Annotated in this window: 12 protein-coding genes; 4 read left to right on the forward strand and 8 right to left on the reverse strand. The window is 60.0% G+C overall.

The features are described from left to right. Nucleotides 1–3: 3 nt before the first annotated feature. From QMK47_RS14995 to QMK47_RS15030, 8 genes are all read right to left on the reverse strand, one after another. Nucleotides 4–783 carry an SDR family NAD(P)-dependent oxidoreductase gene (locus QMK47_RS14995; RefSeq protein ID WP_214510422.1) on the reverse strand — a complete coding sequence of 260 codons (780 nt, stop codon included), beginning with the start codon at nucleotides 781–783 and terminating at the stop codon, nucleotides 4–6. Nucleotides 784–856: 73 nt separating this feature from the next. Beyond that, entirely contained in the window at nucleotides 857–2,116 is a 1,260-nt protein-coding gene (locus QMK47_RS15000; protein ID WP_320388586.1) for a TIGR02270 family protein, read from the reverse strand. A 15-nt stretch (nucleotides 2,117–2,131) separates the two neighbouring features. After that, the gene (locus tag QMK47_RS15005; protein WP_320388588.1) at nucleotides 2,132–2,998 is read right to left on the reverse strand and encodes a hypothetical protein; all 867 of its coding nucleotides are present in this window, start codon (nucleotides 2,996–2,998) and stop codon (nucleotides 2,132–2,134) included. Further along, nucleotides 2,998–3,915 (reverse strand): DUF4150 domain-containing protein, encoded by a 918-nt coding sequence (locus QMK47_RS15010; RefSeq protein WP_301300437.1) that lies wholly within the window; start codon nucleotides 3,913–3,915, stop codon nucleotides 2,998–3,000. Before QMK47_RS15010 ends, QMK47_RS15005 begins: the two co-directional genes overlap by 1 nt. Continuing rightward, complete coding sequence (locus tag QMK47_RS15015; protein ID WP_320388590.1) at nucleotides 3,912–4,976, reverse strand: 3-oxoacyl-ACP synthase; 1,065 nt, start codon at nucleotides 4,974–4,976, stop codon at nucleotides 3,912–3,914. The genes QMK47_RS15010 and QMK47_RS15015 overlap by 4 nt, the downstream gene beginning before the upstream one ends. Then, complete coding sequence (locus tag QMK47_RS15020) at nucleotides 4,973–6,115, reverse strand: DUF2169 domain-containing protein (protein WP_320388592.1); 1,143 nt, start codon at nucleotides 6,113–6,115, stop codon at nucleotides 4,973–4,975. The genes QMK47_RS15015 and QMK47_RS15020 overlap by 4 nt, the downstream gene beginning before the upstream one ends. A gap of 12 nt (nucleotides 6,116–6,127) precedes the next feature. Further along, a complete protein-coding gene (locus QMK47_RS15025; RefSeq protein ID WP_320388594.1) occupies nucleotides 6,128–6,586 on the reverse strand; it encodes a DUF6484 domain-containing protein in 459 nt (152 codons plus the stop codon). A 16-nt stretch (nucleotides 6,587–6,602) separates the two neighbouring features. Next, complete coding sequence (locus QMK47_RS15030; RefSeq protein WP_320388595.1) at nucleotides 6,603–8,828, reverse strand: type VI secretion system Vgr family protein; 2,226 nt, start codon at nucleotides 8,826–8,828, stop codon at nucleotides 6,603–6,605. 548 nt (nucleotides 8,829–9,376) lie between these two features. Here QMK47_RS15030 and QMK47_RS15035 point away from each other — a divergent pair. The 4 genes from QMK47_RS15035 (at nucleotide 9,377) to QMK47_RS15050 (ending at nucleotide 12,935) form a co-directional block, all read left to right on the forward strand. After that, nucleotides 9,377–10,081 carry a heavy metal response regulator transcription factor gene (locus tag QMK47_RS15035; protein ID WP_320388597.1) on the forward strand — a complete coding sequence of 235 codons (705 nt, stop codon included), beginning with the start codon at nucleotides 9,377–9,379 and terminating at the stop codon, nucleotides 10,079–10,081. Next, the gene (locus QMK47_RS15040; protein ID WP_320388599.1) at nucleotides 10,081–11,454 is read left to right on the forward strand and encodes a heavy metal sensor histidine kinase; all 1,374 of its coding nucleotides are present in this window, start codon (nucleotides 10,081–10,083) and stop codon (nucleotides 11,452–11,454) included. Before QMK47_RS15035 ends, QMK47_RS15040 begins: the two co-directional genes overlap by 1 nt. Nucleotides 11,455–11,582: 128 nt before the next feature. After that, the gene (locus QMK47_RS15045) at nucleotides 11,583–11,843 is read left to right on the forward strand and encodes a DUF2790 domain-containing protein (protein WP_214510412.1); all 261 of its coding nucleotides are present in this window, start codon (nucleotides 11,583–11,585) and stop codon (nucleotides 11,841–11,843) included. 45 nt (nucleotides 11,844–11,888) lie between these two features. After that, entirely contained in the window at nucleotides 11,889–12,935 is a 1,047-nt protein-coding gene (locus QMK47_RS15050; RefSeq protein WP_320388601.1) for an oxidoreductase, read from the forward strand. Nucleotides 12,936–12,971 lie beyond the last annotated feature (36 nt).

A 12,971-nucleotide genomic window follows, 5' to 3' on the forward strand; every position in this document is an offset into this window, starting at 1 on the left:
AGGTCAAGGGGCCTTGTTCTCGACCAGGCAGTTTCCGCCATCCACCACCATGACCTCGCCAGTGATGTAGCTCGCCTCTGAAGACGCAAGGAACGCCACCAGCGCAGCGACCTCTTCGGGACGTCCGGCGCGGCCCATCGGCGTATAAGCGGCCGCTTTGGCTTCCTCTGTGGTGGTCGATCCTGTGGTGATCCAGCCGGGAGCGACGCTGTTCACCGTGATCCCTTGCTGGGCGACTTCCAACGCCAGGCTCATGCTCATGCCGACCATCGCGGCCTTCGCGGCGCTGTAGGCCGCTTCACCGGGGTTGCTGCAGCGGGTGCCGGTCGTGGAGCTGATGTTGACGATGCGCCCGTAACGGCGCGCCCGCATACCAGGCAAAACAGCCCGTGTCAGCAGAAAAGCCGTGGTCAGGTTTCGCGCCAGTGTCAGGTTCCAGGTGTGCAGGTCCATGCTTGCCAAGTCGGAAAAAAACTCCGGGCTGCCTTGCATGGCCATGCCCGCGTTGTTGACCAGAATATCGATCTGTCCCCAGAGGGACTCTGCCCACACCATAAACTCACGGACCTGGTTTTCATCGGTAAGGTCGAGGGCCCGGCCTTCGACTTCGAACCCTTCGGCACGCAGTTCTGCAACTCGATCATTGATTCGCGCACTGCTGGCGGTGACGATCAGTCTGGCACCTGCAGTACCCAGTCTGCGGGCGATGGCCATGCCGATTCCGATCTCGCTTCCAACCCCACTGATGAGTGCCACGGGGTTCTGTCCGGTTGGGTTTGGCATGGTGTCTCCAAAGGTTGAAAGTGATGATTAGGTGTCGGAGCCTGAGTTGCGCCTGCCACTATAAACACCCGGATCAACGCCCGAACACCCCCGGCCTTCCCAACAGCTGCTTTTGCCGCCAGGCCGGCGCGCTCGTGGGGAAAAGCACTTCGTTTGGCCGATAGCGGGCGATGCCGCAGGCGGCAGCGATGCGCTGGCGTTGTTGGCCTCGGGCAAGGGCTTGCTGAAAACTGCTTTCACTCTGGGGCTGTCCCAGCACATAACCGACGCCCGCCTGGAAATCGCCACCGTGGGCCTGCCACCAGGCGGTGATTGACTGTGGGTCGGGCCAGGGGAGATTTTCGTCGGGGTCCATCGCCACGTTGGGGTCTTGCGGGTCATCGTTCGGGCCCACATCGAAATCCGGCAGGGCCTGCAATTCGAGGTCGAGTAGCGCCAGGTCCGCACCGGTGATCAGGCTGAAGGCTTCACCGGCGACCCGTGCATAGGGCAGGTCGCTCATCTGCTGGATCAACCACGGTACGCAGACCGGATCGCCCAGCAGCCCTAGGGCCTCGATGCCGATGCGCCGATCCCGGGGATCCTGTACCAACTGGCGTATCCAGGCGATGCTGGGCTCGCGTTCCTGCCAGGCCAGCAGTACGCAGAGTGCGCGGTACTGAAACTCGCCCGGTTGTTCGGCGAATGAGCGCAGAGGCTCCAAGGCCTGCTGATCTCCCATTTGGGTGGTGGCCCAGTTGGCCCAGAAGCGCGCGGCGGCGTCTTCATGCTGGCGGTGGGCACGAATCGCCGGTAGCAGGTCACGCCGGCGCAGCTCGCCAGCCGTGCGCGCGGCACGTGCCAGCACGCTGGGGTCGGCGTGGGACAGTTCGGTCAGCAGGATAGGGCCGGGATCCTGGCGATGCATGCCGCAGGCCGCCAGGCCGAGGCGGCGGAACAAGAGCTCGGGGGAGGCGAGCATGCGCTCGATCCAGGGCGATACACGCTCCCAGTCGAGCCACCCCAGGGCCATCAGGTAACCTCGTTCAGTTTCCGTGGCACTTCTTAAGTGCTCGCTGAGCCGCGACAGCACCTTCGCATTGGCCGCCTCGAAGGCCAGCAGCACACTGGCGAACATCTCGCCGACGGTGTGCGGGTCGAGCTGGGTCAGCAGAGTCTCCAGGCCTGTTGAGCCGGCAATGCGCAGGCCATCGAGATGAGCGTCGATGCGTTCGTCCAGTTTGCTGAGGTCATCAAGGTCATAGTGGGGCGCGCGCACGGCGTGATCGTGCAGGAGGATGAGGAAGCAAGCTTCTTCGGCGTGTTGCTCGATCATTGATGAGATGGGGACCATGACGTCTCTGTCTTGTTACGGCACCAGGTTTCCAAAGAAGTAACGTTTACCGACTTCAAAGTGCAGGGGAGAGGCAATGTATCGGTCCAGGATAGCGGCCGCATTCAGCGGTTGAAACTCGCCGTTTTTTCCGTAGAAGCTGGAACAGTCGACGCCGGAATACACCTCGAATTTACGCCTCCAGATGAGAAAGTTGCTCCAATCGATCCATTCGTCAGTGCCTGAAGGAACCAGGGACTTTCTCATGACCCAGACTTGTTTGTTCATGTCGACGGGCATCCCCCCGGAGATTGAGCAGCGGTCGCTGCCATAAGCGTTCTGCAGTTCGCTAAGTCGTGAATCGACAGCCGCTTTGTATTCGACTTCGTTCAGGCCACTGTCAAAGAACTCGGGCTCGTTTTCGATGGGGTCAAGAAGATTGGTCAAGTTGGCTTCCACGGCGGCTCGGTCGGCCCGACGTGCAAACGTACGCCATGCCTCAACCATGAAAGGTATCAGCCACAGCACACCGGACCACTGGGCTGCCAGGCACGCCTCGATGCGAAGGTAGGTGGGGCCTTCGAGTATGAGCTCGGCAAGGAAATCCAGGTCAGTGTCGAGCCCAGCATCAGCGGTCAGACCGAGACAGGCCGATACCAGCGTTGGATCGCAATCGGGGTCCACTATCCATTTGCGCAGTTGGGCTACGTGGCTGTAGTCGCCATGCTTGGCCTGTTCCAGAATCGCAGCAAGGGCAATCCACGGGTCATCGTTCATCCAGCCGTCAGGTGACAATACTTCTGCCGGAGCGGAGCCACTGTAGTGATATCCACGGCCCTTCCAATAGAAGCTGTCTTGAAGGAAACCGGGTCGTTGGGTGTACTTGTAAATAGAGGCTTTCATCATTCGGGCCTTGGAAAACTATTGATGCGTGTCTCTTGAAGTGCACTCAGCTCTCCTTCGAGCTTCTCACACTTCTTGCCAGTAGGGGCGAGATTCCCTTGCCCGGACGGACAACCACCGGCTGCCTTGGGGACTCTATGTGCCACTGGCTCTCCTTGGCCCACTTCTGGTTTCCAACGCATATAGCCTGGCCGGTTAATTGCCCAATCATTTTCAATGTTGGCTTTCTCTCGTTTGCTCGTTACGTAGTACTTATTGCATCCGCTCGGTTGCTTTCCGGCAGGTGGCAACAGGTGCCTGCACTTGGAGTTGGCCCGGACTTTGGCGAGGACGGCTGCGTTCTTGGGATTTTGTGCGGTGCCGTAGAACTGGTCTTCCGTCATGTACTCCCCGTTCGCTTGAGCCTTGGAGTGCGCCGCGCCGCCACAACATTCACATTTATGTTTGCCCGGCACTTTGGAGTCTTGTTGCACCGGACTGTATTTGGCGGTGTTGACCATGGGCACAGCCGCATTCGCTGCGGGGCTGGCATGATTCGATGTGGTGAGATCGGTATGTCGATCTACGTTCTGACCTTCGAAAAGAACATCCATTGACCATGAAACAAAATAGGTCTTGCCGGTGATGACGTGGGTGATGACACCGGCACCCTGGCTTCTTGTGGCGGCTTCATCGCCCAGCGGTGAGGTTTTATAAAAGGAGCGATTTTTTAACATGATCTCCTTGTTTTCGATCTTGACGGTCTTGCTACCTTTCTTCATATCCTTGGAAAACGAGGTGTCCGGATAGGGCACCGGGATGGGCCCCCCCGGAGGCGGTGGTGGCGTCAGGCAGACATCCGGGAACGCCGCGATGACCTTGCCGCCACCTGCTTTGCATGCGATCTCATCGCCGTTTGCGTAAACGTCGCAGCTCATAGGCCGCCCTCTGGCTGGCTAAGGTCGCGCACGACGGCGGCCGCGCGTGCACCGGCCAGGGCACTGCTCAGACAGATCGCGGTGGTTCCCGGTGCATAGCCTTTGCGAAACGCCTGGTCGGCGAGTATCAATTGGACGATTCCAGCAATGGCCCCGGTGTCACCCATGGCCTCAGCCCAATGCCACAGTGGCTGATCCTCTTTTCGGACTGTCCGAAAAAGCCGGGCCTCCATTAACGGAAGTTCCTTGAACCCGTATTGCTCTCCCGTGACATCGGACAGGCGCAGATCAATTTCATGCAGACCCAGTTTGGCCTGTGCGAGCGCCGTACGAGCGGCGTCGGTCAACCCGCCTGCTCGCAGGGGTTTGCTCGACAAAAGAGGCGCCTCTTCTTGCCCAAAGCCCAGGCCTGAGATTTGCAAGCAGGTGCCAGGTTGCCGATAGGACTGAATCAGGATGGCCGCAGCCCCTTCGCCAGGAAACAAGCCGTCATTGTGAGTGGCCGTTTTCAGCCGGCGATGTTCGTCCAGCCACTGCAGCGTCAAGGCGCTGAGCAGCGAGTCAACACCCGCCACCACACAGGCGGGGACCCGTGTTTCCTGCATTAATCGACTGGCTTCATGAAGTGCATGCATGCCGGCAACGTGGCCGGAGGGGATGACCCTGGAATGCGTTGGATGGAACTGTATGCCCAACTTGGAAGATACGTCCTGTATGACGGCCTGGGCTATTTCCCTGATATTGATTCCGGGGCGCTCCGGTTCAGCCAGGCACAGGAGAAATGGCACTTCTGTCCAATCCAGCTTCGGCGCACCCTGTATCAACTCGACCAGTGCATGCATCATGAGCCCGGACATCCGCACTGCTGCCGGCAGAGCCAAGTCAAGGCTGGGCACCGCCGCGCCGATGATGGGTTCGCACGCGTTGTCAAAAAACGGCAGTTCCTGGAGTGCTGACAGCCCGGCGCGCTTGGCAGCACAGGCGCTGGCGACGCATAAGCCCACGGGACACGCCATGCCCATGCTGGTGACGAAGAGGGGGTGCCCCTGCATGGACGTCATATCTCCTCTTCCGCGGGAGGATAGGCTTCCTTTGTCCACGCGATGAGTTGAGCCAATGACTTGAAGTGTTGTTTTCCTCGCATGCGTTCTTCGTTGGCCTTGGCCTGTTCGAACTGATCGGCGGTTTGCCCGACGATGACCTTGGCCACTTCCTTGATGTTGCGCCCGAGGGGCGAAGAGGCTCGCCATGTCAGCGTCAGGCGATTCGCGTCAGGTTCAAGAATGACTGTGTCGACCACGGCGGCTGCCTCCCGTGTGCTGTCGTCGTGAAAAACGACAAGCATCGCCAGTTTCAGGTTTGCCGGAAGCCTGAATGCCGAGCGGCCTTTATCGCTCAGGTTAAGCAGCGCGACTTCTTCGCCCCCTCGGGGATAATCGATTTGCTGGTCCTCGGGTGCGCATTGGAAATAGCGCAAGTCAAAATCTTCGGGAAGAAATGGAAATTGATGATCAAGCCACGCCTGATCATAAGTGCCGGCCCATTGGATACGCTGCCGCCATGCCCGACCAATCGGGCCAAATGCCATTGGCTTGTAATGTTCGTGGGGAGCGGTGACCGGCCTGTCCAGTTCTTCGGTATTTGGGAGCGGCAAGCCATTGGTCTGGGCACTGCTTGCTGCGGGGTAAAATCCGGCGCCAACCGGGTTCCATGGGTACCATTTGTGTTTGGCCGGGTCTGCATGCGTGCGATCCACGCCGCCAAAAGCCTGCGCGTAGCTAATCGGCATTGTGGTGAATGGAACAGGTTTGCTTATCGAGTGTGAGAGGGCGCTATCCTCATAGATTCGTGCCCCAATCACTTTGAATGCTTTGACGAGAGTCCCCACTTTCAGCGCTACGTTCACCTCCGTCGCCGGCTCTCCATTGGGGGCGTGGCAGTGACCATTGAGCAGAACATCGCAGCGGGGCTTGTGCAGCGCAAAATCGTTTTCGTATAACGCGGCTGATTCGCAGGGCTCCCCTGGGAATACATCGGCCATGATCAGCGGAACCTGTTGTTCGAGCAGGCGCGGCGGATGTCCAGAGTGATCTGGAATGCCGTAGGTTCCTTTCGCCACCACAACCAGCCATTCACGACCCGTTTTATCGGTTGAGGTCGTATAGCCGCCGACGAGGCGGGTCTTGTTTACCAATTCCATGGCGTCACTGCCTCAGTTGATCTGCACCGAACCGCCCTTGATGCGGTTCACACCAGACGATCGGCTCGAGAGGTAGGCTCCTCGGATCAACACCTTGCCCTCTCGCGTGAGGGTGATGCTCGCCTTGCCGCAGCGCAGGACGATTTCCCGCTCCGCGGTGAACTCCAGGCGTTCGCCGTCCAGGTGGGCGACGGCGGGCGTGGTGGTTTGCGGCAGACGCTGGATGCGACCGATCACCAGCGGTCGGCTCAGGTCGCCGGCCTCGAACATCAGCGCGACCTGGGCGCCGATGTCTTCACGAGAGAGCGGGGTGGTGGTGCGTGCGGCGAGGCCGGTTTCGCCGGGGCAGCCAGGGAAGGCCACCATAGGGGCATCTGCCCTGGGCACATCCAGCAGCACCCCAATCACGACGCCATCCACGCGCGCGGGCGTGGCGGTGGCGGAAACGGGTAAATGATATTCAACGGTCATGGCGCCCACTCCGTGGCTAGTTCTGCAGGATTTTCTGGCCTTTGACGACCACGTTCTTGTTCGCCTTGATGTTGATGGCGCCGGAGCCGTCGATGGTGATGTTCTTGCCGCTGATCACGATGGTGCCGTCCTTCTTCATGGTGATGCTCGCCGCGCCCGTGGTCAGGCTGATGGAGTCGCCGGCGGTGAGGGCAAAGTGCTTGCCCACGTCCAGGCTGTCGTTCTGCTTGATGTTGGTGGTGCGGTTCTGGGCGACGTCGCGGGATTCGTTCTGGCCAATCTGGGTGCTCTGGTTGCCGCTGATCTCGATGCCTTCGTTGCCCTGGACCGTTTCGTTACGGTTGCCGGTGATGCTGATCGTTTCGTTGCCGCCCACGTCCTCGGTGCGGTTGCTGGCGATGCTGATTTTCTCGTTGGCACCGACTTTTTCCGTGCGGTCGGCACCGATGGTGATGGTCTCGTTACTGCCCACGCTCTCGGTGCGATTGGCGCCAATGGTGATTTTCTCGTTGCTGCCGACATCCTCGGTACGGTTCACACCGATGGAAATGGTTTCGTTATTGCCGACCTTTTCCTTGCGATCCACACCGATGGTGATGGTTTCGTTGTTGTCGACGGTTTCAGTGCGGTCGTGTTTGACGTGCACGGTCTCGTCGTTGTCGATGGTCTTGCTGCGGTCGTGGCCCACCCAGTGGGTCTCGTCGTTCTCGACCTCGATGTCCTGGTTTTTTTCGGCGTGGATAAACAGCTGCTCGGCGCCTTTCTTGTCCTCCATGCGGATTTCATTGAAGTTGGCCGGTGAACCGCCCTTGCTTGAACGGCTTTTCGTCCCGCTCTGAGTGGCATTGGCGGGCAGCGCGTAGGGCACAGTCTGTTCGGCGTTGTAGACGCGGCCGGTGATGATAGGCCGATCCGGATCGCCCTCGAGGAAACTGACGATCACTTCCTGGCCGATCCGCGGGAGCTGCACGGAGCCCCAGTTCTTACCGGCCCAGGCCTGGGACACACGAATCCAGCAGGAGCTGTTTTCGTTGGACTGGTCATGGCGATCCCAGTGGAAATGCACTTTGACCCGGCCATACTGGTCGGTCCAGATCTCCTCGCCGCTGGGGCCGACCACCACGGCAGTCTGCGGCCCGCGAACAATGGGCATGGGCGTGAGGGGCAGAGGGCGGAAGGACTGGCTGGCATCCATGCAGTCCAGCTCGCTGACGAACTGTTCGGCGACGTCCGACTGGCCGCTTTCATAGGCTTCCTGACGGATCTGATAACGGGCGACCACCACCAGGTACTCGCGGTTCTGGTCTGCACGGTCGTATCCCGTCAGCGTAAACACATGACCGCAACCGATTCCGCGGGCGCGACCGCGTAATTGCACACGCTCGAACTGGCTGTGAATGGCTTCGATGCGGGTACGCGCGTAGTGATCGCCGTCGTTGCTCTGGACGTATTCACCCGGGTAGTCGTAGAGCGGGTAGTCGGCGTTGGTGTGGGTGCGCGGCACACTGGAACGCACCTCAAGGCTGGCGCGTGGGCGCAGGAAGTCATAGTCGTTCAGCGCCAGCGAACCGGGTTGCACTTCCCGCGCCAGTTGCCAGTCGTAGAAATGATCGCGCTCGCGCATTTGCCGATCAGGTGGATAGAAGGGCACCGAGGCATAGTCTGGCGCCGTGGTGTGGGCGCCATAGGCGTCGGCCAACACCAACACATGACGCGCCTCTTCATGGCGAAAGAAGTAATAGATACCTTCCTGCTCCATCAACCGGCTGACAAAGTCGAAGCTGGTTTCGCGGTACTGCACGCAATATTCCCACTCGCGGTAGCTGCCGCTCAGGCTGTCCTCGAAATCGGAGAAGCCGAGGTCGCGGAACACCTGCTTGATGATGTCCGGCACCGTCTTGTTCTGGAAAATCCGGCAGTCGGAGGTGCGCGTGAGCAGCCAGAACCAGGGCCGTAGACTGACGCGATAACCGGCGAACTGGCCATGCCCGGTCAGTTGCCGGCAACTGCAGACGATGCCGTGGAAGTAGCGTTTGCCACCGTCGTACAGCTCCAGGGTCAGGCCCATCGGCTTGCCCAACAACTGGTCGAACGTGATCGCCCGGTCTTCAGAAGTGAGATCCAACTCGTAGTGGAACAACCGCCCCAGCTCTTCGCTGCCTTCCATGCTTTGCAACAACAGGACATCGCCGCCGAGAGGACTGTCGACCTGCACCAAACGGTTGTTTTGCGTGATTGCCATGAACGGCTTCCTTTGGCTCGTGTTCGGGCGTCAGTTGGCCGTCGTAAAGAAGGTGGCGTCGCACGCATAGTCGTCGCCATAGGGGATGCCAGGGGGAATCGAGTCCAACACTTGCTGTACATCCACCACAGGGGGATCTCCTTATCGGTCTTGCAGTCTTCAATCAAACTGAACGTACGAGCAGATCCTTATGCTGCGGATTAACGTGTGTCTGGAGCCCGTTGGATAACGTTCCAGCATCGCCCAAAATGGGATGGATACCTGACGTCAAGATAGGTGACGGAAGGTCGTCTACATAGTTTCGTTAGCTATAACGGTAATTCAAAAATCGAATAACTCAGGAAGAATGACGCACTCGGCCCTTGGAACCTTTCTGACAAGAATGTCAGGAAGCGGTCAGCCTGCGGACACCTTCGCGGCCTAGACTGGGGAAAATGTACATCCGGGCGATCTTGCAAGGGGCTTGAAGCATCAGTACCAAGCCAAACATCGGGATCGACTATTGGGTCTCCTAATTTGTGGCACCGTTTTAAGAGAGGCGTTACCCGATGCGTTTGCTCATTGTCGAGGACGAAGAAAAAACCTCCTCCTACGTCCACCGTGGCTTGACCGAGCTCGGCTACATTGTCGACGTCGCGACTAATGGCATCGATGGCCTGCATTACGCGCTGGAATGGGATTACGACGTGGTGATCCTGGATGTGATGTTGCCGGGCAAGGACGGCTACGACGTGCTGCAAGGCCTGCGCCTGCACAAGAAAACCCCGGTCATCATGTTGTCGGCCAGGGGGACGGTGGATGACCGCATTCGAGGACTGCGCGAGGGCGCCGATGATTACCTGGGCAAGCCTTTTTCGTTTGCCGAACTTGTCGCACGTGTCCAGGCCTTGATCCGTCGTCGCGCCGGTGACACGGTTGACCTGACGCATCTGCGCATCGACGACCTGGAGGTCGATCTGCAAGCGCGCAAGGTGACCCGGGACGGGCTGCGGCTGGACCTGACGGCCAAGGAGTTCTCCCTGTTGAGCCTGTTGGCGCGGCATCAGGGCGAAATTCTTTCCAAGTTGATGATTGCCGAGCAGGTCTGGGACATGAATTTCGACAGTGATGCCAACGTGGTCGAGGTTGCGATCAAGCGCGTTCGCGCCAAGGTGGATGCCCCGTATCCGCGCAAGCTGCTGCATACCGTCCGCGGCATGGGGTATGTGCTGGAAAGCCGTGAGGTCGATGGCAGGCAAAGTGGAACGCCTTGATGAAAAGATCGATCGCCAAGCGGCTCGCCCTGATGTTCGCCCTCGCTGTCCTGCTGATCATGTCGATCAGTGCGACACTGTTGCGCTGTTCCTTGAAGCAATCGCTCGATGAGCAGATGCAGAACGAGCTGATCCTGCGCCATTCCGTGCTCGACCCGGTGCTCGCCAAATACGACTCGCCGACGTTCTGGGTCGGTTTGCGCCAGAAGCTCGACGGCCTGACGCCTGCGGATGAACGGGTCCGCTATTGGATCCTGGTTGACGACCCCGCCTTCAGTTACGGCGGGGCGATGCCGGACGGGCAGGATTGGTCGACGCGCTCCGATGGGCTGTTTACCCTCGACCTGCCTGAGAAAGAGCGTCCCATGATGGTGTTGCTCAAGACCATTCCCGCCATGGGCAACCGTCCGGAACTGCGTTTTATCGTGGGGCTGGATTCAACGCCGTTTCTGAAGACTCTGGACCACTTCACCAAGATTTTGATCCTGACCTCGGCGTTGGGCATCGGGCTGGTTGCGCTGCTCGGTTACTGGATCGCGCGTTTCGGTCTGGGGCCTGTGAGGCGACTGAGCCGTCAAGCCAACAGCCTGCCGCCGGGGGATTCGAAGCAGCGACTGGACACCGACGCGCTGCCAGGCGAATTGCAGGAACTGGCGGTGTCGTTCAACGGCGCCCTGGCTCGCCAGGAAGCGGCCTGGTGTCAACTCGAAGGATTCAACGCCAATGTGGCCCATGAGCTGCGAACGCCCTTGACCAACCTGATCGGACAGACCCAGGTGGCATTGGCCCACGGGCGCGAGGTGAGCGAGCTTCAGGATTTGCTGCAGTCGAACCTCGAAGAGCTGGAACGGATGGGCACCATCGTCAATGACATGCTGTTCCTGGCCGGAGCCGAGAGTGGGCAGCGGGCAACCGAGCTCAGTGATGTCTCGCTTTATGAAGAGGCGTTGAAGACGGTGGAGTATCTGGAGCCGGTCTTGCACGACAAACAGCTGAGCGTGGTGATCCAAGGCGACATGCGCGCGAGCATCGACCGACGCCTCTTTCACCGTTCCCTGGCCAATCTGATACAGAACGCGGCGCGCTACGCGGCGCCGACAAGCACCATCACGGTGACGCTGGTCAGCCACGGCATGCAGGTCGAGGTGAGCGTTTCCAATGCCGGAGAGCCCATCGACAACTCGCACCTGGAGCGTTTGTTCGAGCGTTTCTATCGCGCCGACACCGCCAGGGCGCGAAGCGATGCTCACCATGGCCTGGGCCTTTCCATCGTCCGTGCGGTGGCGTCCATGCACGGTGGACGCGTGTTTGCCCACAGCGAAAATGGGCTCAACACTTTCGGATTCTCCTTGATGAACCAGGCGGCGCCTTAGTCGTCGCCTGCGAGTAAAGTCCGCCCGCGTTTGACATCTTCCCGTCAGCCAGCAGTCACCTTGACGTCAGTCGCCCCCGCCTAGAGTGCTACGACCATCCCAACGAGGACAGTGTCGTGGAGCCCACTATGAACATTCGAAACCTGTCGATCGCCGGCCTGCTGGCAGTCATCTCCTTGAGCGGTTCACCGCTGCTCGCCAAAGAACAATCGCAGTTTCCGGCCTACGAATATGGCATGCCGCTGGACATCGCCAGGGTCATTCATATCGAGGAGGCGACATCGCCGGTATGCGAGGTCGTGCAAGCCAAGATGACCTACTTGAACACCCAAGGAGTAAAGAAACACATCAGCTTTCTGCAGTTGGCGCAGGCGTGCTCGAACCAGTGACCGTCCGGCGATGCCGGTTCATTTCTTCAGACAGGGACCATCACCATGTGGAATAGCACAACAACACCTGCCATTGGCCGCATGAGCCGGCTTGGAAGACTGGCTCGAATCCTCGCTGCGGGCGTCGCGCTGCTCAGTACAGTGAGCATCGAAGCCTCCGCTCGCGTTACACCGAAACCAGACTGGTCGACCAGCGACATACCGTCCCAGAAAGGCCGGATTGTCCTGATCACCGGTGGTACCAGTGGCATGGGCTACGAGGATGCGCTGGCCTTGGCGCGCGCCGGTGCCGAGGTCATCATCGCCGCGCGCAACCCGGAGCGCGGCGCGCAGGCTATCGCACGTATCCGCGAGTCCGTGCCCGACGCCAAGGTGCAGTTCGAGAACGTGGACCTCGCCGATCTTTCATCGGTGCGCGGCCTGGCCCAGCGTCTCAATCAGCGGCTGCCGCGCCTCGACGTGTTGATCAACAATGCCGCCGTCATGGCACCGCCCGAGCGAGGTACATCCGCCGATGGCTTTGAACTTCAGTTGGCCACCAACTACCTGGGGCATTTCGCGCTGACCGGTCTGTTGGTACCGCTCTTGCGTCAAAGCCAGGATGCCCGCGTGGTAAGCCTGTCGAGCATTGCCGCAGCGCGCGGCACGATGAACCTCAATGACCTTCAGAGCGAGCAGAAGTACGACCCGTATGCGGCCTACGCGCAATCGAAACTGGCGGTCCTGCATTGGGCCTTTGCCTTGCAGCGGCGCAGTGATGCTGAAAACTGGGGCATTCGCAGCATGGCGGCGCATCCCGGCGTTGCGGTCACCGAGTTGGTCGCACGGGGGCCAGGCCTGGACAGCGAGTTCGGTCGGCGCTGGGCAAAGGACCGTGACGCGTACCACTCAGCGGCACAAGGCGCGTTGCCCACCTTGTATGCCGCCACTGCTGCGCAAGCCGTGGGCGGAGCTTATTACGGCCCGACCGGTGACGATGAAAGACGCGGTCCGTTGGGCTTCGCCAAGACGCCGCCCGCCGCGAGCACGCAGGCCGATGCCGAACGGCTCTGGGCCGTCTCCGAGCGACTGACCGGCGTGATCTATCGCTGATGCAACCCTGGGCGCGGGCGTTCGTCCCGCGCTTGA

Origin of the sequence: Pseudomonas sp. P9_35 (assembly GCF_034008205.1) — a bacterium.
GTDB lineage: Bacteria > Pseudomonadota > Gammaproteobacteria > Pseudomonadales > Pseudomonadaceae > Aquipseudomonas > Aquipseudomonas kilonensis.

Coding starts and splice junctions, on each gene's coding strand:
- QMK47_RS15010 (WP_301300437.1), bottom strand. CDS start 3,915: ATGAGCTGCGACGTTTACGCAAACGGCGATGAGATCGCATGCAAAGCA.
- QMK47_RS15015 (WP_320388590.1), bottom strand. CDS start 4,976: ATGACGTCCATGCAGGGGCACCCCCTCTTCGTCACCAGCATGGGCATG.
- QMK47_RS15035 (WP_320388597.1), top strand. CDS start 9,377: ATGCGTTTGCTCATTGTCGAGGACGAAGAAAAAACCTCCTCCTACGTC.
- QMK47_RS15050 (WP_320388601.1), top strand. CDS start 11,889: ATGTGGAATAGCACAACAACACCTGCCATTGGCCGCATGAGCCGGCTT.
- QMK47_RS15045 (WP_214510412.1), top strand. CDS start 11,583: ATGAACATTCGAAACCTGTCGATCGCCGGCCTGCTGGCAGTCATCTCC.
- QMK47_RS15025 (WP_320388594.1), bottom strand. CDS start 6,586: ATGACCGTTGAATATCATTTACCCGTTTCCGCCACCGCCACGCCCGCG.
- QMK47_RS14995 (WP_214510422.1), bottom strand. CDS start 783: ATGCCAAACCCAACCGGACAGAACCCCGTGGCACTCATCAGTGGGGTT.
- QMK47_RS15000 (WP_320388586.1), bottom strand. CDS start 2,116: ATGGTCCCCATCTCATCAATGATCGAGCAACACGCCGAAGAAGCTTGC.
- QMK47_RS15040 (WP_320388599.1), top strand. CDS start 10,081: ATGAAAAGATCGATCGCCAAGCGGCTCGCCCTGATGTTCGCCCTCGCT.
- QMK47_RS15005 (WP_320388588.1), bottom strand. CDS start 2,998: ATGAAAGCCTCTATTTACAAGTACACCCAACGACCCGGTTTCCTTCAA.
- QMK47_RS15020 (WP_320388592.1), bottom strand. CDS start 6,115: ATGGAATTGGTAAACAAGACCCGCCTCGTCGGCGGCTATACGACCTCA.
- QMK47_RS15030 (WP_320388595.1), bottom strand. CDS start 8,828: ATGGCAATCACGCAAAACAACCGTTTGGTGCAGGTCGACAGTCCTCTC.